23 protein-coding genes are annotated in these 22,785 nt (G+C 52.9%); 7 read left to right on the top strand and 16 right to left on the bottom strand.

Annotated features, from left to right (window positions below; translation table 11 throughout):
• Window positions 1-172: 172 nt before the first annotated feature.
• On the top strand, window positions 173-490 hold the full coding sequence (locus K2F33_RS07880) for a winged helix-turn-helix transcriptional regulator (RefSeq protein ID WP_076173085.1): 318 nt from the start codon (window positions 173-175) through the stop codon (window positions 488-490).
• 190 nt (window positions 491-680) lie between these two features.
• Here the strand turns inward: K2F33_RS07880 and K2F33_RS07875 are convergent, their stop codons facing one another.
• The 4 genes from K2F33_RS07875 to K2F33_RS07860 all read right to left on the bottom strand — a co-directional run bounded on the left by K2F33_RS07875 (window position 681) and on the right by K2F33_RS07860 (window position 3,445).
• Window positions 681-1,499, bottom strand: coding sequence for an SDR family oxidoreductase (locus K2F33_RS07875; protein WP_263881368.1), 819 nt, complete (start codon window positions 1,497-1,499; stop codon window positions 681-683).
• 75 nt (window positions 1,500-1,574) lie between these two features.
• The gene (locus tag K2F33_RS07870) at window positions 1,575-2,153 is read right to left on the bottom strand and encodes a TetR/AcrR family transcriptional regulator (RefSeq protein WP_076173087.1); all 579 of its coding nucleotides are present in this window, start codon (window positions 2,151-2,153) and stop codon (window positions 1,575-1,577) included.
• 205 nt (window positions 2,154-2,358) lie between these two features.
• Window positions 2,359-2,934, bottom strand: a complete 576-nt coding sequence (locus K2F33_RS07865) for an NADPH-dependent FMN reductase (protein ID WP_116233033.1) — start codon at window positions 2,932-2,934, stop codon at window positions 2,359-2,361.
• A gap of 172 nt (window positions 2,935-3,106) precedes the next feature.
• Window positions 3,107-3,445: an antibiotic biosynthesis monooxygenase family protein gene (locus K2F33_RS07860; protein ID WP_263881367.1), complete on the bottom strand. Its 339-nt coding sequence runs from the start codon at window positions 3,443-3,445 to the stop codon at window positions 3,107-3,109.
• A gap of 262 nt (window positions 3,446-3,707) precedes the next feature.
• Here K2F33_RS07860 and K2F33_RS07855 point away from each other — a divergent pair, with 262 nt between their 5' ends.
• Complete coding sequence (locus tag K2F33_RS07855; protein ID WP_076173090.1) at window positions 3,708-4,784, top strand: LCP family protein; 1,077 nt, start codon at window positions 3,708-3,710, stop codon at window positions 4,782-4,784.
• Between the two features lie 210 nt (window positions 4,785-4,994).
• Here the strand turns inward: K2F33_RS07855 and K2F33_RS07850 are convergent, their stop codons facing one another.
• The 11 genes from K2F33_RS07850 to K2F33_RS07800 form a co-directional block, all read right to left on the bottom strand.
• A complete protein-coding gene (locus tag K2F33_RS07850) occupies window positions 4,995-5,588 on the bottom strand; it encodes a YdhK family protein (protein ID WP_263882306.1) in 594 nt (197 codons plus the stop codon).
• A 311-nt stretch (window positions 5,589-5,899) separates the two neighbouring features.
• On the bottom strand, window positions 5,900-6,685 hold the full coding sequence (locus tag K2F33_RS07845) for an AraC family transcriptional regulator (protein ID WP_263881366.1): 786 nt from the start codon (window positions 6,683-6,685) through the stop codon (window positions 5,900-5,902).
• 7 nt (window positions 6,686-6,692) lie between these two features.
• Window positions 6,693-7,289 (bottom strand): LysE family translocator, encoded by a 597-nt coding sequence (locus K2F33_RS07840; RefSeq protein WP_076173092.1) that lies wholly within the window; start codon window positions 7,287-7,289, stop codon window positions 6,693-6,695.
• 101 nt (window positions 7,290-7,390) lie between these two features.
• On the bottom strand, window positions 7,391-7,774 hold the full coding sequence (locus K2F33_RS07835; protein WP_263881365.1) for a VOC family protein: 384 nt from the start codon (window positions 7,772-7,774) through the stop codon (window positions 7,391-7,393).
• Between the two features lie 58 nt (window positions 7,775-7,832).
• Window positions 7,833-8,111 carry an ArsR/SmtB family transcription factor gene (locus K2F33_RS07830; RefSeq protein ID WP_076173094.1) on the bottom strand — a complete coding sequence of 93 codons (279 nt, stop codon included), beginning with the start codon at window positions 8,109-8,111 and terminating at the stop codon, window positions 7,833-7,835.
• A 132-nt stretch (window positions 8,112-8,243) separates the two neighbouring features.
• Window positions 8,244-9,083 carry a phosphonoacetaldehyde hydrolase gene (gene phnX / locus K2F33_RS07825; protein WP_263881364.1) on the bottom strand — a complete coding sequence of 280 codons (840 nt, stop codon included), beginning with the start codon at window positions 9,081-9,083 and terminating at the stop codon, window positions 8,244-8,246.
• On the bottom strand, window positions 9,080-10,177 hold the full coding sequence (gene phnW / locus K2F33_RS07820; RefSeq protein ID WP_263881363.1) for a 2-aminoethylphosphonate--pyruvate transaminase: 1,098 nt from the start codon (window positions 10,175-10,177) through the stop codon (window positions 9,080-9,082). Before phnW ends, phnX begins: the two co-directional genes overlap by 4 nt.
• 54 nt (window positions 10,178-10,231) lie before the next feature.
• A complete protein-coding gene (locus K2F33_RS07815; RefSeq protein ID WP_263881362.1) occupies window positions 10,232-11,230 on the bottom strand; it encodes an extracellular solute-binding protein in 999 nt (332 codons plus the stop codon).
• A gap of 295 nt (window positions 11,231-11,525) precedes the next feature.
• Entirely contained in the window at window positions 11,526-13,145 is a 1,620-nt protein-coding gene (locus K2F33_RS07810) for an ABC transporter permease (RefSeq protein ID WP_263881361.1), read from the bottom strand.
• The gene (locus K2F33_RS07805) at window positions 13,138-13,887 is read right to left on the bottom strand and encodes an ABC transporter ATP-binding protein (RefSeq protein ID WP_263882305.1); all 750 of its coding nucleotides are present in this window, start codon (window positions 13,885-13,887) and stop codon (window positions 13,138-13,140) included. The genes K2F33_RS07810 and K2F33_RS07805 overlap by 8 nt, the downstream gene beginning before the upstream one ends.
• A 216-nt stretch (window positions 13,888-14,103) precedes the next feature.
• Window positions 14,104-14,997 (bottom strand): LysR family transcriptional regulator, encoded by an 894-nt coding sequence (locus K2F33_RS07800; RefSeq protein WP_263882304.1) that lies wholly within the window; start codon window positions 14,995-14,997, stop codon window positions 14,104-14,106.
• 159 nt (window positions 14,998-15,156) lie between these two features.
• Here K2F33_RS07800 and K2F33_RS07795 point away from each other — a divergent pair, with 159 nt between their 5' ends.
• The 3 genes from K2F33_RS07795 (at window position 15,157) to K2F33_RS07785 (ending at window position 18,448) form a co-directional block, all read left to right on the top strand.
• On the top strand, window positions 15,157-16,539 hold the full coding sequence (locus tag K2F33_RS07795) for an MFS transporter (RefSeq protein WP_076173100.1): 1,383 nt from the start codon (window positions 15,157-15,159) through the stop codon (window positions 16,537-16,539).
• A gap of 19 nt (window positions 16,540-16,558) precedes the next feature.
• The gene (locus tag K2F33_RS07790; RefSeq protein ID WP_084204016.1) at window positions 16,559-17,497 is read left to right on the top strand and encodes an NADP-dependent oxidoreductase; all 939 of its coding nucleotides are present in this window, start codon (window positions 16,559-16,561) and stop codon (window positions 17,495-17,497) included.
• A gap of 186 nt (window positions 17,498-17,683) precedes the next feature.
• Window positions 17,684-18,448 carry a DeoR/GlpR family DNA-binding transcription regulator gene (locus K2F33_RS07785; RefSeq protein ID WP_076173101.1) on the top strand — a complete coding sequence of 255 codons (765 nt, stop codon included), beginning with the start codon at window positions 17,684-17,686 and terminating at the stop codon, window positions 18,446-18,448.
• Window positions 18,449-18,559: 111 nt separating this feature from the next.
• Here the strand turns inward: K2F33_RS07785 and K2F33_RS07780 are convergent, their stop codons facing one another.
• A complete protein-coding gene (locus K2F33_RS07780; RefSeq protein WP_089549346.1) occupies window positions 18,560-19,951 on the bottom strand; it encodes an MATE family efflux transporter in 1,392 nt (463 codons plus the stop codon).
• Window positions 19,952-20,322: 371 nt separating this feature from the next.
• Here K2F33_RS07780 and K2F33_RS07775 point away from each other — a divergent pair, with 371 nt between their 5' ends.
• Window positions 20,323-22,230 carry an S-layer homology domain-containing protein gene (locus K2F33_RS07775; RefSeq protein ID WP_263881360.1) on the top strand — a complete coding sequence of 636 codons (1,908 nt, stop codon included), beginning with the start codon at window positions 20,323-20,325 and terminating at the stop codon, window positions 22,228-22,230.
• A 144-nt stretch (window positions 22,231-22,374) separates the two neighbouring features.
• The gene (locus tag K2F33_RS07770) at window positions 22,375-22,749 is read left to right on the top strand and encodes a hypothetical protein (protein WP_263881359.1); all 375 of its coding nucleotides are present in this window, start codon (window positions 22,375-22,377) and stop codon (window positions 22,747-22,749) included.
• The last annotated feature ends 36 nt before the right edge of the window (window positions 22,750-22,785 follow it).

The raw sequence follows: 22,785 nt of genomic DNA, 5'->3' as shown, positions 1-22,785 counted from the left end.
GTCAACAGATTCTTGTCCAAATTATGAACGGAAATAAAATCCCTTTGATGACAGCGCTTTCTATGATATTATAATGGCAATGTATGACCATTGGCGGCTGGATTTGGGAATCCTGACAGAGATCATAACTTGTTAATATTAAGTAACCAGTGCACACAGGGGGGTCAGCACTATGGATGAGAAACGCGCCAGGCTTTTATGCGAAAAGGTCGAGCTCGCACACCAGATTACGGGAAAGAAGTGGGTCAGCCTGATTGTTCATACCTTAATGGAGGAACCAAAGCGTTTTAGCGAAATTCATGCATACATCCCTGATCTCAGCAAACGCATGCTCAACGAACGCATTAAAGAGCTGGAGGATAACGGGATCATTATCCGCAATGTCATTACCGAGCGGCCGATCCGTACGGAGTATTCTCTGACACGCAAGGGAACCGAACTCGGCAGAGCGCTTCAAGCCGTGGAAGAATGGGCTGAGAAATGGTTCTAACCCGAGCCGGTATCATCATGTCTTATCATTTGCGAAAAGGAAAAAGATCAACCCCACCGGAGTTGATCTTTTTTAGATATGAAATGGCCGCTGTTACCGATAGAATGTTCATTCTAATCTGGTTGGAATAAAGCCGTACAGTTTTGTTTATACATGACATGCCGCATGCGTTGAACAGGGGGATCGATTTTTACAAAAATGTCTTTCGCATCGTCTCCAAGTATTCCTCAATCGTCACGGACTGTCTGAGACGCATCAATTCATGGGCCGCATTCCCCACGAGCGTACGGAACTGCCTGTTCTTGCCGGTGGCCAGATCCGAAATGACATCCACGATCGTTTGAGGATCATCCGCATCGGCCCCCTCCGGCTGTTCCAACCGCTTCTTCAGCCGGGCCGTGAGCTCATCGTAGTCGTGAATGTCGGGATTCGTGCTCCAGACCATATTGTTCATAAAGTTGTTCCCCGACGATCCTCCCTGCTCCACAAGCCTCAGTTCGATATTCAGCGGTTTCAGTTCGTAATAGAGGCCCTCCGTCAGTCCCTCAAGGGCAAACTTGGACATGTTATACAAGGACCCCAGCGGAACCGCGCTTGTCACGCCCATGAAGGAGCTGATATTGATGAACATCCCTCCCCCGTTCGCCCGAAAATGCGGCAGCAACGCCCGGATCACATTAATCGGTCCCCGTGTGTTTACGGCAAACTGCCAGTCAATCGCCTCTTCTTCGGCCAGCTCAAGCGCCCCGTAAGTGCCCATCCCGGCGTTGTTAACGACAACGTCGATGGTGCCGAAGGCATCGATCGCCTGCTTCGCGGCGGTTTGAACCTGGTCTACATCCGTCACATCCATTTTGAACAGTTGAATGTTGCTGTATGCCGTCAGTTCCGTTTCTTTTTCCGGCGTGCGCATCGTTGCCGCTACATTCCAGCCCATTTTCGCAAAATGGATGGCCGTTAATTTACCCAGACCCGAGCTGGTTCCGGTAATTAATATCGTTTTGCTCATTGTATAAGCTCCTTTCGATTACCATATTGAACGTTCATTCTAGCAGGCTGAAAAAACCACACCTATGGTGCGGCGTTATTTGGCGACCGACTTCCAACAGGAGTTAATGACCGTTTCAATCACTTCATCCGTCAGCGTAAAATGCTTTTGTAAATGCCCTTTGACCAGGTAAGCCATCGTGCCGTAATGCATCTGCACCATCATGGCCGGCTCCTGCTCAATGAACAGCTGGTATTCGATCGCTTTCGCGTACAGAGCCGCCATCGGCTTACACCAGCCGCCATCATACGATTCCCTTTTGACGGCATCGTTAATATACGGGGAGAACGAATACTGTTCGATAAACTGAAAACCTTCCGGATGCGTAAGGCTGACTTGGAACACTTTCTCCCAGGCGCGGTTAAACCGGGTCCGGATCGGTTCCTTGGCGTCCATCCCCCGTGTGACATACTCTCCGTTGTATAGAACGATCGCTCGATACAATTCGTTTATAATTTCTTCCTTACTTGAAAAATAATGATAAATGCTTCCGGTAGACACGCCCGATTCCTTGGCGATCAGCGCCATCGACGTCGCCTGAAGCTCTTTTTCGATAATAATACGCAGCGTCGTTTCCAGCACTGCCTGCTGAACTTTGTTATATTTCTCAAACATGATCGGTTTAGCCTCCAGCCTGCTTTCGAAATTTAAATCACGATAGAACGTTCATTCTAATCTTAACGATCCCTGGTCGTCTTGTCAAGGGACACTCGATCGGAGGATAGACACCCTGCTCCAAACCCCATTATATAGTAGAAAAAAAGCCAACCCGGCATCATCCTCCGGATTGGCTTTAAAGAGTATAACATGGAGAGCCCTTTTAGGCGTGGGCTTTCTCCTTCTGCCGAACGGTGTGAAGCGCCTCGCTCCAGGACACAAGCTGATCCAGCATGGCATGAACCGCCGCTTCCTGATGGGCGCCCGGCTTCAGAACCGTGTAATTTTCAAAATCGGTATGCAGGGACAGCCCTACCTGTGCGCGAACATCAGCTACCATCAGCTCGCCAAGGATCAATCGAAGCGCCTCCGCTGCACGCGAGCCTCCTCCGCCGCCATAAGCCACAATGCCTGCCGCCTTGTTGTTCCATTCATGGTACAGGAAATCGATGGCGTTCTTCAGTGCTCCGGGTATGGATTTGTTGTATTCGGGAGTCACGAACACGAAGCCGTCAAACTCGGCGATTTTCTTCGACCATGCCACCGTATGTTCCTTGGAGTACTGCCCCATAATCGGTGACATCGGCTCATCAAACAGCGGCAGCCGGTAATCCGCGATATCGACCAGTTCAAATCTGGCGTCGCTCCGACTGCTTGCGATTTCATGCACCCAGCGGCCGATCGCCTCCCCGTTGCGTCCCGGTCTGGTACTCCCAATAATAATTCCAATATTCATCATGACTTCATAACCCCTTCCATGATTCAAAATAGAGTAGTAGCTCATAAATAGATTAATAGTTTATTCATAGGTTACAGTAAGTACTTAGTACTTACTGTCATTCAGGGTACATTTCATTCACAGGTACTCACTCACAGCCATCCCGTCACCCGGCTCTCGCCGCCCGCCTTGTTTACTCAATGGTTGCCCCGTAGGCGGCCTCAACCGTATAATAATCGCCTTCCGCCCCTTCGATCAGATCCTTGATCTTGTCGTAATGCGCTGAGAAATCCGCCTGTTTAAGCCAGAATTGGTGGGCCTCTACACTCTCGAACAATGCAATGGCTATGGCCCGGTCCCGATGGGATGCGCGCAGAAGGCGGCTCCCAAGCGCTCCGTTTACGGTGTCCTGTTCTGCAAAAGAACGCAGCTCCTCAGACTGAATCCGCATGAATTCGTCCAGCTTGCCCGGCTTCACTTGAAAGGCATTAACCCACACGACCGGTTTTCCGCCCATTTTATCATCTCCCATTTCCATTCCTCCTTTATTTTAAACAATGCCAAGCCATTTATGACTGTCAGTACTTACTGTCATTTATGGAACCATCTTATTCCAGAATATGCCGATTGTCAAGAGAACGAATCATCTTTCCGTTGAAGGTCCATTGCCGGTTGTATTCAACGCTAAGTTTTGTACATTGTATAATGAAACCTATGTAAAGTTGCTCGCTTGTAATAATTATAGTATACATATGTATAGTGCTTTTTTTGATAGAATAGGATTGGAGGATGTTATGCAACCACGTTCCAAAAAAAAGAAGAAAATGAGCCGGCTCCGCAAGTGGATGCTCAGCATCACGGCTGTAATCGCGCTCCTGCTGATCGGAGTAGGCGGATTCCTTGGATTTTTGCATCATAAAGCGATATCAACCTTACATAAAATATCGGCTGCCGCCGAATATTACGCACCCCAGTCCCAGCAGCAGGAACAAGGGGAGGCCGTCAGCGAACCGCCGGTTGAAAGCGTAACCGAGGCCGACATGAAGCCGATGACTTTTCTCCTCGCCGGAATCGACAACCGCGAAGGCAGCGGGGGAACGATCAATACCGATGTGATGATTTTGGGGGCGCTGAATCCTGAAAAGAAATCGGCCAGCTTAATATCCATCCCCCGGGATTTAAAAATCAGCCAATCCCAGCTGGGGACGCACAAAGCCAACTACTATTACGCCCATTACTATATCAAGGACAAAAAGGCGGCCATGGCCGACACGAAGGAGTTCTTTGGCGACTTGTTCCACATTCCGGTCGATTATATGGTTATGATCAACTTTGAAGGATTCCGGCAGATCATCGATGCCGTCGGCGGCGTCGATGTTGACGTCGACATGGACATGCGCTACAAAGATACGGCGGACGGCACGGATATCAATCTGCGCAAGGGTATGCAGCATCTGGACGGCAAACAGGCGCTCGACTTCGTCCGTTACCGGAAGTCCAACGACGGATCGTCGCCGTCTTCGGATTTTGACCGGAACCGGCGTCAGCAGCAGGTGCTGAACCAGGTCCTGGACAAGCTCACTTCATTTAAAGGCATCAGCCAATGGGGGCAGGTGCTGGACATTATCGGGGAACAGGTCCAGACGGATATTCCCGCCAAGAACATGGAACGTTGGCTCCTCAATTACAAAAAAATGAAACCGGACCAAATCCAGATGCAGACCGTCGAGGGCCAGTGGAAAAGCCCATATGTGTATTGGAATGAGCAGCAGCTCAAAGAAGCACTGACCGTCTTGGCCGGTGAGCTGGACCAAAAGCCGAAGAGGCTGTCGACCCTCGGGAACCGTATCGGCTTATATTCCGGAGAGTAACTCATTAGCCTTTCCGGAAAATAGGGATGGGGATCCGCCCCAAATTTACGTGAGCACCCTTAGAGGGTGCTTTTTTATTTTCGATGCTTATCCAATATTGCAAAAGGGCGATGAATCCGTAATAGAAATTCTTCTACGAGCATCGGCCTGGAAAATAACAAAGGGCCACTTGTTTGTGGCCCTGGATGGTATAGGAGGTATTCGGGAAGGTTATTTGGCAGCCGACAGCTCGCTTCCCGTAACCCACATATGGTTTTTGACCGGATCGCCGCCCGTCGTTGGCTCATAATCCACCATATACACCGTCGTTTTCTCGGCGGAATCGATCGTCGCCTTGGCGCCCTTCATTCCCGGCATATGGTCCGCCTCCAGAACGACCTCGTCCCCTGGCTTGAACGGCTCGGCCCCGGCGTTCTCGATCTCCTCGTGGATTACCCACTTGTGGTTCGTCACCTTGGGCCCGCCGGTTGTCGGCGTGTAGGAGACAGCATAGGCCGTCGTGTCATAGGCACCGACAATGGTAGCCTTGGCGCCCTTCATCCCTTTCATGTGGCCGGCCTCGATGATCGCCCGGCTTCCTACTTTGAAAGCCGGATTCGCCGCTTCTTTCACCCCTGCGGGAACTTCCCCGGAACCGGAATGATGCATCTCGTCCATCTGGTCCATGTTCTTGTCCGAATCATCCGCTGCCTGCTCGTGCTGCGACGGGGTCACGGATGCCGGCTCCGACGCGGAGTCATTATTTTGGCACCCTCCAAGCACCAGCATGGCCGCGGCGATGAGCATAAGCCATTGTTTTTTCATCATGCCAGCACTCCTTTTCGTCTTCAGAATGACTGTCCTCTTTTAATATACCCTAGTGCCCTATACTATAATCATGAACATTGCATGACTTCCATTGTGCCCATAACGTTTTCTTTTAAAACTCCGCTCCAATAAGCAGCCGTTCAATCCGAAGATCCATGGGAAATGACGAAAGAACCTCCCTTTCAGACAGGACCACTATCCGGGAGCCAGTCCGGTGTCTCCAACGCAAAACGCAAAACGCAAAAAAGCATGCCATCCTTTCGGATGACATGCCGTATAACGAACTTATTAGAACAAATCTAACGAGGTCAGAGCTTTCCCTCCAAGTAAGACAAAAACTCGAATGCCGTCGTGCCGTACACATGCTTGTAATGGCGGTTCAAATGGGCCAGATCCACAAACCCGCAGCTGCTCACCGCCAGGTAAATGTCCCGGTGCTTTTCAATCAGCTGCCGGGCCCGCTCCAGACGGCAGTTCAGGAAGTACTGGTAGGGTGAGAGCCCGGTATTGGCCTTAAATGCCCGGATGAACTGGTATTTGGACATCCCGAACTCTCCACTGATTTCGTCCAGGCGAAGCACATGCTCCAGGTTCTCGTGGATCCGCTCCTTGGCTTTGCGGGTGAACGACGGGGCCTTGATGTCCATCGGCCGCAAAGTGTCCTGCGAAAAGTGGCCTGCAACCCGAAACAGCAGCTCACTGCATACATCCTCGGATTGGCCGCCGGCAATGGCGGTGGACAGATCGAGAATGCTGCGCCGCAGCCCCGCGTCGTACACGATAGGGTCGGAAAAGCGGAGCACTTCCTTTTTCCCCAAAGCCTCCAGGAATTGATCCGGGTGAATGTAGAGCATGACATAATCGATGCCGGAGCGTTCCTGCGACCAGCCGTCATGCGTCTGCTCGGGATGAAACAGCATCACACCGCTGCGGTGGGAGGATTGCAGGCTCCCTTCCAGGTCGTACTGCTGTACGCCGCGGAGGGTGACGCCGAGCGCGTACTCCTCGTGGCAGTGCTTTTTATACGTAAAATCGGCAATGCTCGCCGACAGCGCGGTAATGCCCGCCGCCTGCTTATACTCGAACCGTTCCATCCTCCGCTCACCCCCTCGCGATATCTGTGATCCCGGATACCATTACGGCCGAGTATACCAGAAGCAGGGCGAAAACGATATTCGAGATTTTTTGGTATTTTTGCAGAATACCCTTGAGCAGCGTGCCGAACAGCCCCCAGGAAAAATAGGCGGCAACGCCGATCAGCGAGACCAATCCCACAAACAGGGCCAAGACCCAACCTGAAGAATAATAGGGCATGACGTAAATGGGAATGACGGTAATGGTGAACAGCACCACTTTCGGGTTCAGAAACTGCATCCAAAATCCCGACATAAAGGACGCCGTCTGCTTGGCTGCCGCCTTGGACACGTCCATGCGGTAAATCTGGTATGCCAGGTACAGAATAAACAAGCTGCCGGCGATCCTTAGCACCGTAAGAACGACGGGCATCCCCGTAGCCAGCTCCCGGTTCACCACGACCGAAGCGGCCACCAGCAAAGAGTAAGCGATAGAAGCCCCGGCAATATATTTGGCCGCCTGCCTGAAGCCCTTCTGCCGGACCGCCGCCAAAATGACGATATTCGATGGCCCCGGCGTAAAGGTAACAATGACACAGTACAGCAGAAAAGAAGCAATGTTCATGTTGGATACTCCTCACACCGTCGTTTTTTAGCATTATAGGGTGCGGGGCCGGCAGGCGGATAGTACATTATTGCAGGGGCTTCTTCAGCCGCCCTCCTGTTTTACTTCTGCACAATCTGAATCAGGTTGCCGCATGTATCGTCGAAGACGGCTATCGTAAGATCGCCCATTGGGGTCGGCTCCATCGTAAACTTCACTCCGTTTTCCAACAGCCGCTTATACTCGGTATGAATATCCTCCACACCAAACATCGCTGCCGGGATGCCATCTGCAAATATCTTCGTTTGATACTCCTTGGCAGCAGGATGGTTATTCGGTTCGAGCAAGAGCTCGGTGCCGTTCTGCTCGTCCGGAGAGACAAGCGTGATCCACCTGTATTCACCGACAGGAACGTCCTCCTTTTTAACAAACCCCAGCTTTTCTGAATAAAACTGAAGTGCCCGGTCCTGGTCTGATACAAATATACTGATCACAACGATTTTCATCCTTTGTGCCTCCTTTGAAATTGGTGTGGGTGCTCTCGTTACAATCGGCACCTTTACATTACTCTACCCATCCCTCCAGCAAATGTTTAAGCGGCTCGTTGTTGAAAATAATGACTCGATATTTTCCCTTCTTTTCTGTCATGACGAGCCCTGCCTCTTCCAATGCAGCAAGATGTTTGGCAATCGCCTGCCGCGAAATGGAGAGCTCATGCTTCATAATGAGACGTACCGTAAGTTCATACAACGTCAGCTCGTTACGCTCGGATAGCTCGTCTAACATAAGCCGTCGAGTCGGGTCGGCAAGAGCTTTGAATATAGCGTCTTTGTCCCAATTCATAAACCCATTATAAGCAACCCCGAGGTTGCATGTCAACAATAAGCAACTGTGAGGTTGCATGAACTCAACAGGGCAAGCCAATATAAAAAACCGCGCCGAAGCGCGGTTAGATAACAGCTGCACTGTATGCGATTAAAGCTCTGCGGTCTGCAGCCACTGTGCTTGGCCGGGACGTTCGCCTTTGGCCAACATCTGGTTGATCGTTCCGATGAGGGCCGGCAGATCGGCCAGCGTATCGATCGTAAAATCGGCCCCGTTCGCCAGGAACGCCCGTCTCGTGCGCTCAATCGCCTCGGCCCGCTCGGCCGCGGACAAGCGGTCGTATTCCTCCTGGCTTAAGCCCATCTCCGAGCTGCCGATGACGACGCCGATCGACCATACACCGGCCTGTATGCCTTCCTGGATATCGGAGGCCGTATCGCCGGCCTTGACCACCTTCCAGGATGCGGACAGCTTTAGATGCTCCATGTTGCGGTAAATCATGTAAGGATACGGTCTCCCGTAAGATCCCGTTTCGTCGGGGGTGACGAGATGGTCGGGAGAATACCCCTTTTCCCGTGCGCCCTGAGTGACGACGTCCATCATGGAACGCGTATACCCTGTAGTGGAGCCGATCTTCAGTCCGTCCGCCCGCAGCGCTTCCACCGCCTCGATCACGCCGGGTATCGGATCCGTATATTCGGTCAGGGAGGCCATCAGCGCAGGCTCAAACGCGGCGTACAGCCGGTGCACATCCTCTTCGCTGGAATCCCGTCCGTACTTGTCCTTCCAGAGAGCAGAAATCCTCGGCATGGACAGCATCGCGCGGATGTGGTCGATTTTGAGCATGCCCATCGGTGCTCTGGCTTCCTCCATCGTAACTTCAATGCCAGCTTGGTTGAAAATATCGACAAAGACGTTCACCGGCGCAAAGCAGCCGAAGTCCACGGCCGTTCCGGCCCAATCCAAAATCACGCCCTCGATCCGGTTCATCGCTTCATCCCTCCCATATATTCCTCGATTATACCGCACAACTGCTCGATGTCTTCCTCATAGATCTCCCCGATGTTGCCGATGCGGAATGTATCGACGTCCGTCAGCTTGCCGGGGTAGATGACGAAGCCCCTTTCTTTCACATAGGCGTAAAAGTCGGCAAAGCTGAAATGCTGCCCCTCAGGGAACAAAAACGTCGTAATGATCGGCGACTGCTTCGCTTCCTCGATATAGGCGTACAGCCCGATGCCGGCCAGCCGGTCGCGAAGCAGCCGGTTGTTCCGGCTGTAGCGTTCAAACCGGGCCGTTACGCCGCCCTCCTCCGCCAGCTCGTCAAGCGCCTTCGCAAAGGCCGCCACGACATGGGTGGGCGAGGTAAACCGCCATTTGCCGTCCATGTCCATACCCTTCCACTGGTCATAGAGATCCAGCGATAGGCTGCGCGCCGTGCCTTGGAGTTCCTTCAGCTTCTCCAGTCTGGCAATGACAAACCCAAAGCCGGGTACGCCTTGAATGCATTTATTGGCGCTGCTGATCAAATAGTCGATTCCGAGGCCCGGCACATCGATGGCGATGCCGCCGAAGCTGCTCATGGCGTCGATGATCAGCGTTTTGCCGTAGGCTTGGGACAGCGCAGATACGGTTTCGAGCGGATTTAATATGCCTGTCGTCGTCTCGCAGTGAACCATCGCGATATGGGTAATGGAAGGATCGGCTTCAAGCAAGCCACGAAGCTCCGATTCGTCGGGATGCCGGTCATAGTCGATACGATATTCCGCATAGTTCAAGCCGATATACCGCGCCATCTGGGCGATCCGCTCGCCGTAGGCGCCGTTCGTGATGATCAGCACCTTATCCTGGTCGGAAATGGCCGAGGTCATGACCGATTCGACCGCAAACGTGCCGCTTCCCTGCATCAGCACGGCGGTATATTCCGCGGGATCGGCGCCGGCGATGCCGAGCAATTGGGACCGGATCCGCTGCGTGATCGATTTATAGTCATCGTCCCAGGTGCAGCGGTCCAGGAGCATTTCCTCTTTCACCGTACGGGTCGTGGTCAGCGGCCCGGGGGTTAACAGCTTGTATTGGTTCATGGGTAAGTCACTCCCTGCGGTGTATTGGGTTCATTCTTGGGTCGTCGCCATTTGTTATTTGGCATCGTTAAAAAACTTCTGGTGCTCCTCAAGGAGCTCCACTGTCAGCGGTTTGGCGAACTTCATCGATTTGGCCGGCTTGTTGATGTCTTCGACCGTCTCCCCTTGGTAGAGGGCGACCGGATAGTTCGTGATCAGGTCCTTGCGCGCATCCTTGATGATCATCTCGGCCATTTTCATGGCGAGGTCGGTCGTGGCGTTCTTCTTATCGACGACCGCGATCGATTCGGTCAGCGAGAAGTTGCCTTCCGACGGGTCGACATAGTCGATTGGCGCGCCCGAAGCCTTGGCTTTGACCGCCTGGTGGCGCAGTCCGAAGCCTGCGGCAACTTCGCCGGCTTCAACCTTCTTGATCGGGCCGGAGCCCGAGCTCTCCAGATGCGGACCGACGTTCGCGATCAGATCGTGCAGCACCTGCTTGCCTTCCTCTTCTCCATACTGCGTGATGACGGCCTGTACGAGCAGCCAGCCGGTGGAGGAGTCCATAATGTTCGGAATCGATACCAGGCCTTTGTATTCCGGCTTCGTCAAATCCTTGATCGATGCCGGCTTCTCCAATCCTTTTTGCTTCAGTACCTCGGTATTCACGAAGATCGATCCGGTATTGGCCAGAATCGGCGTATAGTAGGACGGATAGGAATCCATGGCGTTCGTGGTAAAAGACAGGTCCTTGTACATGTGGTACTTGCTCTGGGAGCTGTCGATAAAATACGAGCTCATCGTAATGAGATCGGCCTCGATATCGCTTCCCTCCGCCATCAGCTTTCCGCCGAGCTCGGAAGTGCCGAGTGACTGCAGCACGTATTTGCCGTCGTAGCCGGCATTCTTCAGCGCGGTCTCCATGGCGGCTACCGCTTCTTCATCACCGTTGGTGTAGATGACGACCTTCTTGGATTCCTCCGCTTTACTGCTGCTGCATCCGACCAGAGCGAATACGAGGCTGATGGCGAGCAGGGTGAGCAGAAGGCCTTTGAACGTTTTGGACTTGGACATGGGTAAATTCCCTCGCTTCAAATAAAATGATGGTAATGCCGGCTTGCTGCTTGCGTGCCTTCTGAGGCCGCTCCGGGTCCGAATCGGGTTTCCGATCGCTGCGCTTCTCCAAACCGATTTCGGCCCCTCCGCTGGGCTTGGCGAAAAGAGTGAATGATAGTGAAAACAAATTCAAAGCCATGTCAATGCGAGTGTAGACTGTGCTCATAGCTAGCCATGTAACCTTCTAGAGCGATACTAAGAAATCGTGAAATACCAGCAGTTAATCCCGCTAGGCGAAGGTCAACCCCCGGGCTCACCGCCGCACCGCCCTCCTTCTCTGCAGTATTTCGCACAGCACCTTGATCATCAGGTTGGTTGCGAAGATCAGCATGGACAGCACGAAAATTTCATTAAACTTGGCGAAATGCTGCAGTTCCTTGATTTTGCTCGCCACCACCGACGTCTGCGCCGATACCAGAAAGATGATTCCGCTGATCGTCACCATCGCGTTGACGAAGAAGTACCCGAACATTTCGATAACCGTGGCGGCCGAATTCGGCAGCACCACCCGCCGGACGGTCCGCAGCCAGCTGTCTCCAAGCAGTTCCCCGGTCGTTTCCCAGGAAGGGTTCATCCGGGAAAGGGCGTTTTTGGCCATCAGGTATGGCGTCGTGAACAGATGGACGATGTTGCACAGCACGAGAATCGTAAACGTCCCCTTCAGACTGCTCCCGTTCAGAAACAGCAGGTACGCAATCCCCAGCACCATGCCCGGCACCGTGTTGGTGATCATCGAAATGGTATCCGTGATTCCCCGCCACCGCAGGTTCGTACGCACATTGAGCAGCGCTGCGGCATAAGCAGCCAGGGTGCCGAAGACGGACGTCAGCAGCGCAACCCACAGCGAATGCTTGTACACCCCTGTGAGATCTCCGGCTTCCAGCACACTCGCCACATGCTTGAAGGTAAACGTGAGATCGTACGGATATCCATTCATCCACGGTGCGATAAACATAACCGCAAAGATAGAGAGCATGCCGAGCACGACCAACAGGGAGAGAATTCCGAAGCCTGTATCCCGTACACGGTGCTTGGGCAGCGGCGTATCGGCCATTTTATCGGCGTGGAAATTGAGCTTCTCCAGCGCCTGCAGCAGCCAGATGCCAAACACCGCCGGGATCAGCATGACGATCGCAACGACCGCCCCCTGGTTGAAATCCGGAATGGAGCCGAGCATCACCTGGTACAATTGCCCTGCAACGACCTCGTAGGTGCCGCCGACCGACGCCGGAATCCCGAAATCGGTAAAGCTCAAAATAAACGACAGGATCAACGCGCCGCCCAGCGCTCCCGCCAGCGGCCGCAGCACCGTATTTTTGAAGCTGCGCAGCGTGCCGTCCCCCATCAGCCTGGACACGATGATGAACTTCCGGTCCACGTAGCGGAACGCATTGTAGATCAGCAGAAAGGCCGGCGGCAGCGTGTAAATGACATAGCCGAGCAGCAGTCCGTTGAATCCGTAAATTTCAAACCAGTTCCGTCCCGTAATCCGGGTGATCAGCCCCTGGTTGCCGAAGGAGTACATGATGGCGAATCCGTAGGTAATCGTGGGCAGGAGCATCGGGAGCGCGACCAATATTCTTACTGCGCCCTTGATGGGCCGATACACGTTGGTACAGTGAATACCATAAGCGAGAATAAAGCCGAGCACCGTCGTGATGAGTGCGGTTAGCGCCGATACTTTGACGCTGTTCAGAATGGAGCGGGTCAGGTCCCGGTTGCTCCACACATCGGTATAGTTTGTGAGCGTAAAGCCCTGATCATTTTCCAAAGAGCGAATGAGCAGCACCACCAGCGGGATGAACAGAAACACGGCGAACAGCAGCACGATCAGGATGAAGATCACCCGCATTTCAGGCTTGACTTTATGCATGGGCCGTACCAAAAAGCTGGTAAATGTTCTGCCGTTTAATCTGCAGCTGCCGGATAATAAACTGTTCCACGAAAGCATCCGCCGGCTGCTGGATGATGTCCTGCGGCGTGCCGTATTGGGCGATTTGGCCCTGGTTGATAATCAGAATTTTGTCCGACAGGGTCAGCGCCTCTTCCGGATCGTGAGTCACAATGATCGTCGTAAGCTTGAACTCCCGCGCGATCGACTGAATCCGCTGCTTGATCGATTCCTTGATCACCCCGTCGAGGGCGCTGAGCGGCTCGTCCAGCAGCAGGATTTTCGGCTTGGTGACCAGCGTTCGGGCCAAAGCCACCCGCTGCTTCTGGCCCCCGGACAGCTCGCTGATTCTTTTTTTCAGATGGGGCCCGAGCTCCAGAAAATCGATCGTTTCCTGAACCTCCTCCTTGCTGATGCCCTTCTTGTTGCGAAGCCCGTATACGATATTGTCGTAAGCGTTCAAATTCGGGAACAGGGCATAATCCTGAAACACGATATTGAATCCGCGCTTGTTCATAGGCACCCGGCTGATGTCGTTGCCATTAAACAGGATCTCGCCTTGATCCATATCGGTTAACCCGAGAATAATGCCGAGAAGGGTCGTCTTCCCGCTTCCACTCGGGCCGAGGAGCGATACAATTTCGCCCGTGCCGATCTCGAGACTGATGTCTTCCAAAACTACCTTTTCGTCGAATTGTTTACGAATATGCTGCAGCTTGAGCAGACGGCTCACCTCCCATAAACACAACCCCAGTATAAAAAGCGAATGTCAATCCAAATCGTCCATTGTGTAAAACCGAAGTAAATTATGCATATGTTGTTCATATATTTTGACTAACTTTATCCTAAATCGACTTCATTGCTTCTCATATATACGTAAAAAAAGCGCCAAACCAGTACTTTGGAGTACCGATTCGGCGCTTTGGCGTTTGACCAAGGCTTACTGTGCTAATTCTGTTGTGAAGTCCGCATAATAGCGGATCAGGAAATCACGAAACGTATGAGCCGCTTTGGATAGGTAATGATGTCTCGACCAGGCCAACAGAAAAGTGCGCTGGCACACAGGCTGTTCAATCGGAAGCAGAACAAGGGAGGGTTCTTTTAATTTCGCAGCCTCGGTTAATAAGGCAACCCCCATACCCGCTTTGACAAAAGCACTCATAACGGTCGTATCGTCCACCTCGCATGAAATCTTTGGTTCAAAACCCGCCGATTTACACAATTGATCGGTTAACACCCGGTAGCTGTGTTTCCTGTCCAAACCGATAAAGGGTTCCCCGGCCAACTCGCTTAAGCAGATACGGGTGCGATTCGATAAAGGATGCCCGGAGGGTACTGCCAGAAAAATCTCCTCCCGCAAAAATTCAATACTTTCGATCTCCTCATGTTCAATCGGCAGTGAAGTAATGCAAAAGTCCAGTTCGCCGTCAAGAAGGAGCTCGATCTTCTCCTCGTGCGAGGTCGTTTGGGTAAGGCGAAGATTGACCTTCGGGTGCGCCGATAAAAATGAACTGATAAACTCCGCGTCACACTTGTGGTTCGTTGTGGCCAACACAATACGTCCCTGCTCAAGCCCAGCCTGATCGACAACCTGGCGTCTCCCCTCTTCCAGCATCGTCAGGGCCGGCTCAACCTGCTGCAAAAACAATCTGCCATACGAATTGAGGCGGATTTTTTGTTTGTGGCGGTCAAATAGCGGAACTCCTATATCCTGCTCCAGCCGGGCGATCGTTTTGCTGAGGGCTGGCTGGGCGATATGCAATTCCTCGGCTGCCTTCGTCATGTGTTCCAGCCGGGCGACGGTTTGAAAATACTTCAATTGCAATAATTCCATGGATTCCACCCTTCCATTCTGATGGACCGAATCAAGTTTATATCTTTAGAGTTATGAACTTATGACCAATTTATATTTTTAACGGTCATTTATCAACTTTATAATGTGGATGAATCTCCATCTTCACGATGGAACGCAAAGGAAAGGGGACTTACGGAGATGGAGGGTCAAAAGGATGCGGCCAATAAGCTGCTTCATATCATGTACTTCACCTTGATCATATCGGTCATGAACGCAACGATTTTTAACGTGGTGCTCACATCCATTCGCGAGGAATTTATGCTGACGGCTTCACAGGTGAGCTGGATGACCACGGGCTATGGAATCATGTATGCGATCGGTTCAGTGACCTACGGTAAATTGGCAGACCGTTACCGGCTGAAGGATTTGCTGACTTTCGGCTTCATCCTTATGGTCACGGGCTCGCTCTTAGGGCTGTTGGCACAGCATTACGGGATGATGGTGGCTGGACGGATGCTGCAGGCTGCCGGAGGAGCGGTGATCCCCGCCGTATCCATGATTATACCGGCCAAATATTTTCCCCCGGAAAACAGAGGCCGGGCCATTGGCACCATGGTAAGCGGGCTGGCTCTTGGGACGGCCATTAGCCCTATAGCGGCTAGTCTGGTGACAGGTATGCTTCATTGGCGTATGCTTTTTTGTTTCTCTTTGTTCATCCTGCTGGTTCTGCCTGTATTCCGCAAATATTTGCAGGAAGAACCGGAGCGGACAGGGAGCAAGCTGGATTGGATCGGCGGATTTCTGCTCGCAGGTACCATTGCGTTAATCCTTCTTGCTATCACTTACAGTTCATGGCTGTTCTTTGGTACCGGCTTCGTCTTCTTTGCTCTATTCATCCTTCGCATCCGGTCCGCAGAGGAGCCATTTGTTCAGCCCGCCTTATTTCATAATCGGCGTTATGTCCTGGGCGTAGGGATTGCTTTGTTAGCGGCGAGCCTGAGTTCAGGAATGCCCTTCATTATGCCGCAGCTGCTCACGAACATAAGCCATGTATCACCCGCATTCATTGGTTTTGTCATGTTTCCGGGAGCCATGGCATCCGCTTTGCTGGGAAGAACAGGCGGGAAACTCGCCGATGAAAGGGGAAATGGCTTTCTCTTCTATCTGGCTGCGGCTCCGCTCTTGGTTTCCTTTGGCATCTTGTCCGTATTCCCCGGGATGCCGCCCGCCTATATATGGATCTTCCTGATTCTAGCCAGCACGGGGCAGACCTTTATCCAGGTAGCTACGTCAAACAGCGTTTCCCTCACTTTGTCACAGGAGCATATGGGTATCGGGATGGGCTTTCTTACCATGATGACATTCATCATCGGAGCGGTCTCTACTTCTTTGATCGGCAAAGTACTTGATTGGGGAGCACCCGTTCAACTGAATCCGCTGCTCTATCACGAGCAAGCGATGAGCTACAGCAACGCGTTTTCCCTGCTGTTCACCGTCCTGGTCGTGGTTGTCGCACTTTATTCTATTCTGATGCGAGCCCGTAAAACCATTGGATCCTCAATATCCAGCACACAAAAATGATTTCGAAGGAGATGGAAGAATGACTTCAAACCTGATGCAAGCTGTTCGTATTCACCAGTATGGAGGACCGGAGGAGCTGAGACTGGAACAACTGCCTGTACCGGTTCCTAAACCGGAGGAAGTTTTGATTCATGTTCATGCCGTCGGCGTACTGCCTGTGGATTGGGCGTATCGTCAAGGACTGATGAAGGAGCATGTCCCGCTGCAGCTTCCTTTCATCTCGGGTTCAGCTGTAGCGGGAGTCGTCGCCGATGTCGGTTCCCGTGTATCGAAATTTCGGAAAGGTCAGGCGGTATTCGGCAGAGCCAGTCAAGGCGCATGCGCGGAGTTCGTCACAACAACGGTGGATACCCTCGCAAGCTTGCCGCCAAATCTCTCCTTCCGCGAAGCAGCCACCATCTCAGGAGGTGCTACCACGGCATGGATGGCGCTGTTCGCTCATGGCCATTTGCAGCCAGGCCAGCGTGTTCTGGTTCATGCGGCGGCCGGAGGGGTCGGGTCGTATGCCGTTCAATTGGCCAAATGGAAAGGCGCCGAAGTCATCGGCACATGTTCGGGGGACCACATTGATTACGTCAAATCGCTGGGTGCCGACACCGTCATCGATTATCGAACAACCCGATTTGAGGACAGAGTGCACGACGTGGACTTGGTTCTGGACGGGGTTGGCAGTGACACGCTGGAGCGCTCCTGGTCCATCGTGAAACGCGGGGGAACCTTGCTCTCGCTTGTAGACGTCCCCTCCACGGAGCGGGCTCAGCAATTGGGCATTACTGCGCGGTTCAGCAATGAGCTCGCACCCGATACCGTTTTCCAGCAAATAGGACAGTTGATCGCGGACGGACAAATAAAGGCACCGGTCGGAAGGGAATTTCCACTGCATGAGATCAGGCAGGCTCACGAGCTATGCCAAACCGGCCATGGACGGGGACGAATCGTGCTTCGGGTCGCGGATTGAATTCAGAAGGGCCGGCAACGGCCTTTTTTAGCTGGAGCAAGACCATGCAGTTTCGGGCAGGATGCTCAACAGAAACCTGTGGCTCCAAGGTATAAACGGTATTGAAGTTGCAAGGTGTAATCAGTACACTGGTATTGACTTAACTTGAATATCTAGGCTTCCACGTCATAAATACAGGTGAAAAACATGCTGCCATTAGAGCGACAAAAGAAAATCATCGATCTGCTGAACGTCCGCAAGGTGCTGAAGATGAACGAGCTGACCGAAGAACTGGGCATCTCCGTGGACACGCTGCGCAGGGACATCAATGTGCTGGCCAATCAGGGGAAAATCGTCAAAATCTATGGCGGCATCAAGCTGGCCGAGCCCAAGTATGGCGAGCCTTCCATGGATGAGCGCATGATCGACCGGCTGGAGGAGAAGGAAACCATCGCCCGGAAATGCTGCGAATACATTCAGGACGGGGATTGTATTTATATCGACAGCGGCTCGACGACATACCATATTGCCAAATACATCAAGGACAAGAAGAAGTTGACGGTCATTACCAACTCCATCCCGGTCATTACCGAGCTGATGAACACCGACATCGAACTGATGATCATCGGGGGAAAAATCCGTAAGGACGAGCAGTCGGTCGTAACGTTTGAGTATATTTTCAACTTTCATGAACTGAACGTCCTCAAGGCGTTTATTTGCTGCAGCGGCATCACAACCGAACGGGGGATTTCCGACTACAACCTGGAGGAAGCGACCACGCGCAAAAAGATGATCGAGCTGTCCAAAGAGGTTTTTGTCGCCGCCGACAGCAGCAAATTCGGCCGGGATGTCACCATTGCGATCGCGCCGCTGGACAAAATCGATGCGATCGTGACAGACAACCTGGTGGACCGCAGTTATGCCGCCAAATTTAAAAAGACGCAGACGAAGCTTATTATTGCGGACGAATAGCGGACGAATAACAGAGCAACCGCCTAACGCAAAAGGACTTTCCCTGATCGGCTGGCAAGCCGGGGAAAGTCCTTTTTTTATCGTAAAATTCGGAATGGATATCGTATATATTCAATCGATCAAGCGGTGCTGATACCACTTCTTGCCCATGAAACGCAGCAGGAAGACGGTGCCGCGCACGCCCCACTCACAGTTCATCGCCAGCCAGACGCCGACGATTCCCCAATGCAGCACAATGCCGAGCACATAGCCCAGGATGACCCGGAACAGCCACATCGACAGCATGGAGACCAGCGAGGTGAACTTGGAGTCCCCGGCGGCCCGCAGCGCCGACGGCATAATAAAGCTGATAGCCCAAAGCGGTACTTGCGCGATCAGGTTGATGAGCAGGACCGTGAAGATGTCCCCGACGATCTCTTTCGGCGGGTGGAACAGGCTGACCAGCGGATGGAACAAGGCCATCATGATCACACCCGTCAGCACGAAGGAGAAGGACGCCAGCCACAGGAACGTCTTGGTGAACTTGCGCGCGTCCTCCACGTTTCTCCGACCGATGCACTGCCCCACTACCGTCACCAGCGTGAGCGAGAGAGCGTTCGCCGGAATTTGGGAGACGCCTGCCAGCGACCCGCTGATCGCATTGGTGGCGATGGCATATGTGCCAAGGCCGACGATGAAGATCTGGGTCAGCATTTTACCGCCGTTAAAGAACATCTGCTCCGCTGCAAACGGGATGCCGATGGAAAAGATTTTGCGGAGCATCTTCAGGTTCACCTGAACGATGGACCGGAGCTGGAAATGCAGATCGGTGTCCCTTTTCACCAGAAAGTACAGCGCGCAGGCGGCCGCCAGGTACCGGGCAATGTTGATCGCGATCGTCATGCCAAGCACGCCCATGTGCAGCAGGTTAATAAACACCAAATTCAGCGCGACGTAGGTCAGGTTCATGAACAGGGACAGCATGAGCGAAGCCCTCGATTTGCCGATCCCGCGCAGCGCCCCGCACACCGCTTCAGTAATGGCGATCCCCACAAAAGACACGCCGCCTCCGAGCAGATATACTTTGGCATTGTCCATGACTTCCGGCGAAGCCGCTCCGAACAGCACGCTGAGCAGCGGTTGGTGGAACAAGACCAGGATCAGACTGAGTGCCAGCGCCAGGATCGCACAGGCGGAGACGGTGCTGGACGCCGCTTTGGAAACCATCAGGTCGTTGCCGCTGCCCTTATACTGCGCGACGACGACCGTTCCGCCCGTCGACATGGCGATAAAGACGCTGACCAGGAAAATATTGAGCGAGTCGACCATATTGACGGCACTGATGGCGGCGACTCCGGCCGAACTGATCATGGCAGCGTTGACCATGTTCAGCGAAATAATAAACGCCTGGTCGATCAGAATCGGAATGAACAGGGAAATAATCTGCCGGTAATCGATCGATTCACCGGTAAGATGTTTGTCTAGCAGGCGCTCGGTGTTCGCCCTAAACTTTAGCTGATACAAGGGATCACTTTCTTTTTGTCGGATTAGGCATCTGGCAGTATGCCCACGTTTTTATAAAATGAAAAAACCCTTCGGAAAGAAGAGTCGGCTTGCCAGGTATGCGGATCTAGGGGTCCACAAAGGACATAACGTCATGAAAAAACGGCTCCTCAAAGGTCTGCCGCGTTAATCAATCTTACATATCGTATAGCAGGTTGGCTTTTTTCCTCTGGTTGAGGTTATCACCGGGGGTGGCCTCTGTCAACGGTTAATTTATGTGTTTTTTCAACGGTATGAAAATATGGTTTATTCCGGTCCGTTAAAAAGGGATTTTGTTGGTCTGCAGCGAATACAATGGAGTTTTCAAACGAATAGGGATGGAGGATTCATCGATGGCAAGAAAAATAAGGCCGGGCATTGTTGCAGCGTGTCTTGCCCTGATCATGCTGCTTACGCTGGCCTTTCCGCAGCGGGCCTTTCTGGAAAGTGGCATGGTCATTTTCATTAAAACGCTGACCGGAAAAACCATTACGCTGAACGTTGAACCGTCGGATTCAATAGAGCAGGTAAAACAGAAGATCCAGGATAAGGAGGGCATTCCACCCGACCAGCAGCGCCTGATTTTTGCTGGAAAGCAGCTTGAGGACGGCCGGACGCTCGCGGATTATAACATTCAGAAGGAATCCACGATCCATTTGGTGCTTAGGTCCTCTCTTCAGGCGAGCGATTTTGATTTGGCGACCACGAAGAATTCGGTTCTAGCGTTTACTGAAAACATGTTTGCAGGCCACATTAGTGGGAGCGGAGAAGACGCTTTGAACAGCGTGCAGATTTCCTCACTGCCTGATCCTGCTATGGGGAAACTGGAGCTTACAGACGGGGACACCTCGAAAGACGTGGTCGAGGCTGAAGAAATTGATGCTTCCGATTTGGGGAATTTGAGATTTGTCCCTGCATCCGATTTCATAGGCACGGCTTCATTCACATGGAGAGCTAAGACCAATGCAGGCCTGGTCTCCACGGAAGCTAAAGTCAACATTACGATCCAAGAAAAACCATTGAGTAATAATGCTAATTTGAGCAGTTTGACTTTTTCGGCGGGACAGTTGAGCCCGGAATTTGATCCTGCCGCCTCGGCTTACAAATTGTCGGTGCCCTGCGGCGTTTCAGAAGTGACGTTGAAAGCCACGGTGGCGGATTCGAAAGCAACCATGACGATCAACGGCAGTCTGGCGGTAAGCGGACAGGAGACTCGTGTCTCGCTAAGACCCCTCACGACGGAGGTTTCCTTGATCGTCACGGCACAGGATGGGACGACAGGTCTGTATTCAGTGGAAGCATCCCATCCGGCCGACTGCACAGCTCCCGCCTGGCCGGCCGATAGCCGCTTGACCTTTTCCGGCGTCACGTCAGGAAGCCTGACCCTGAACTGGCCGGCGGCAACGGACGTCACCGGCGTAGCATCATACCGTGTCGCGTCCGGTTCAGGCGACGCAGTGACGGTCAGCAGCAGCGTCTATGCGTATGACGTTGCCGGGCTGGCTGCCGATACCGCTTATACGTTCAGCGTCACCGCCCTGGATGCAGCCGGCAACGAAAGCCTGCCGCTGAAGGGAAGTGCCGTAACCGCCAGCAAGCCTGGCGGAGGATCCGGCTCCTCGAGCAGTTGGCCTTCTACTACGCCTGCCCAACCTGTTCAGGAGCCGAAACCTCCTGCCGAGCCGGACCCGGAGCCGGAGCCGACGCCTGAACCGGATCCGTTCAGCGATATCGCCGGCCACTGGGCCAGAGCGGATATCCTCCGGGCGGTGAAGCTGGGGCTGGTCCGCGGCTACCCGGACGGTACGTTTGAGCCGAACATGCCGGTTTCGCGGGCAGAATTCACCGTCATGCTGGTGCATACGCTGAATTTGCAGCCTCGTCAGGATAACCCTCCGCACCGGTTTACCGATGAGGGCTCGATCGGGTTCTGGGCCGTTGATGCTGTAAATGCCGCGTACCAATCGGGCGTGACCGCCGGATATCCGGACGGAAAATTCCGGCCCTGGGCACCCATATCCCGGGCGGAGATGGCGGTCATGACCGCCAAGGCACTTGGCCTGGCGCAAGAAGCCGCGGGGCGCACCTCGTATAACGATGACGTTCTGATCCCGGCGTGGGCGAAGCCCGCAGCGGCCGCCCTGGAGGAGCGTAGCCTGACCGTGGGCCGCGACGGCCGGAACTTTGCGGCCGCGGCACGGACGTCTCGAGCCGAGGCCATTGTCCTGCTGCTTCGCCTGATGGACGATCAGCAATCCTAGGGTTCTGCGCTTAAAAATAGTCTAACATGTAAAGAACCACCGTCTGCATTGAACTATTCTCTCGTTGTTAGGCATCAACTAACCGTGGAGGTTCATTCACAAGGCGGTGGGTTTTTTTAGTCACGGAAAAGAAAGGAGAGCCAAATGAAACGGAGTCGAATAAAAGCCAGCCAAATCGTTCTTACTCTGCTCTATCCTATGGCCTTCTTCTGCTTTTTAAATCTGGATCAGCAGTTGGATTCGTGGGCGATCCCTATTGCCGTTTTGATTTTATTTAGCTTGCTGTGGGAAAACCTGACCTATCTGCTGATATCCAACCTATTCAACTGGGTGATCGCAATTCCTCTATGGTTGGTCATCAGAGCACCAAAGGAAGAACAAACCTTCGCTATTTTCACGGCCTCCCTTCCGTTCATCATCCTGCTATATATCGGGTGCGTTCTCATCCCGGAAATGCTGATCATCTCCGCAAAAAACTTCATCATAAAAGCGTTCAAACGCCGAAATACAACGAAGTAACGGCGGTAACCCCGACCACAGCTATAAACGCAAAAA

The organism is Paenibacillus sp. PSB04 (genome assembly GCF_025809195.1).
In the GTDB taxonomy this organism is placed as follows: domain Bacteria; phylum Bacillota; class Bacilli; order Paenibacillales; family Paenibacillaceae; genus Paenibacillus_AQ; species Paenibacillus_AQ favisporus.
The sequence above is the reverse complement of the archived record's forward strand: the minus strand, read 5'-3'. Positions and strand labels throughout refer to the sequence as shown.

Bases quoted from the DNA above. Each gene is read 5' to 3' on its own strand.
- K2F33_RS07835 (WP_263881365.1), bottom strand. From the start codon at position 7,774: ATGAAAATCGTTGTGATCAGTATATTTGTATCAGACCAGGACCGGGCA.
- K2F33_RS07830 (WP_076173094.1), bottom strand. From the start codon at position 8,111: ATGAATTGGGACAAAGACGCTATATTCAAAGCTCTTGCCGACCCGACT.
- K2F33_RS07815 (WP_263881362.1), bottom strand. From the start codon at position 11,230: ATGTCCAAGTCCAAAACGTTCAAAGGCCTTCTGCTCACCCTGCTCGCC.
- K2F33_RS07800 (WP_263882304.1), bottom strand. From the start codon at position 14,997: ATGGAATTATTGCAATTGAAGTATTTTCAAACCGTCGCCCGGCTGGAA.
- K2F33_RS07840 (WP_076173092.1), bottom strand. From the start codon at position 7,289: ATGAACATTGCTTCTTTTCTGCTGTACTGTGTCATTGTTACCTTTACG.
- phnW (WP_263881363.1), bottom strand. From the start codon at position 10,177: ATGAACCAATACAAGCTGTTAACCCCCGGGCCGCTGACCACGACCCGT.
- K2F33_RS07875 (WP_263881368.1), bottom strand. From the start codon at position 1,499: ATGAGCAAAACGATATTAATTACCGGAACCAGCTCGGGTCTGGGTAAA.
- K2F33_RS07775 (WP_263881360.1), top strand. From the start codon at position 20,323: ATGGCAAGAAAAATAAGGCCGGGCATTGTTGCAGCGTGTCTTGCCCTG.
- K2F33_RS07855 (WP_076173090.1), top strand. From the start codon at position 3,708: ATGCAACCACGTTCCAAAAAAAAGAAGAAAATGAGCCGGCTCCGCAAG.
- K2F33_RS07795 (WP_076173100.1), top strand. From the start codon at position 15,157: ATGGAGGGTCAAAAGGATGCGGCCAATAAGCTGCTTCATATCATGTAC.
- K2F33_RS07865 (WP_116233033.1), bottom strand. From the start codon at position 2,934: ATGATGAATATTGGAATTATTATTGGGAGTACCAGACCGGGACGCAAC.
- K2F33_RS07850 (WP_263882306.1), bottom strand. From the start codon at position 5,588: ATGAAAAAACAATGGCTTATGCTCATCGCCGCGGCCATGCTGGTGCTT.
- K2F33_RS07860 (WP_263881367.1), bottom strand. From the start codon at position 3,445: ATGGGAGATGATAAAATGGGCGGAAAACCGGTCGTGTGGGTTAATGCC.
- K2F33_RS07790 (WP_084204016.1), top strand. From the start codon at position 16,559: ATGACTTCAAACCTGATGCAAGCTGTTCGTATTCACCAGTATGGAGGA.
- phnX (WP_263881364.1), bottom strand. From the start codon at position 9,083: ATGAACCGGATCGAGGGCGTGATTTTGGATTGGGCCGGAACGGCCGTG.
- K2F33_RS07845 (WP_263881366.1), bottom strand. From the start codon at position 6,685: ATGGAACGGTTCGAGTATAAGCAGGCGGCGGGCATTACCGCGCTGTCG.
- K2F33_RS07770 (WP_263881359.1), top strand. From the start codon at position 22,375: ATGAAACGGAGTCGAATAAAAGCCAGCCAAATCGTTCTTACTCTGCTC.
- K2F33_RS07880 (WP_076173085.1), top strand. From the start codon at position 173: ATGGATGAGAAACGCGCCAGGCTTTTATGCGAAAAGGTCGAGCTCGCA.
- K2F33_RS07810 (WP_263881361.1), bottom strand. From the start codon at position 13,145: ATGCATAAAGTCAAGCCTGAAATGCGGGTGATCTTCATCCTGATCGTG.
- K2F33_RS07785 (WP_076173101.1), top strand. From the start codon at position 17,684: ATGCTGCCATTAGAGCGACAAAAGAAAATCATCGATCTGCTGAACGTC.
- K2F33_RS07870 (WP_076173087.1), bottom strand. From the start codon at position 2,153: ATGTTTGAGAAATATAACAAAGTTCAGCAGGCAGTGCTGGAAACGACG.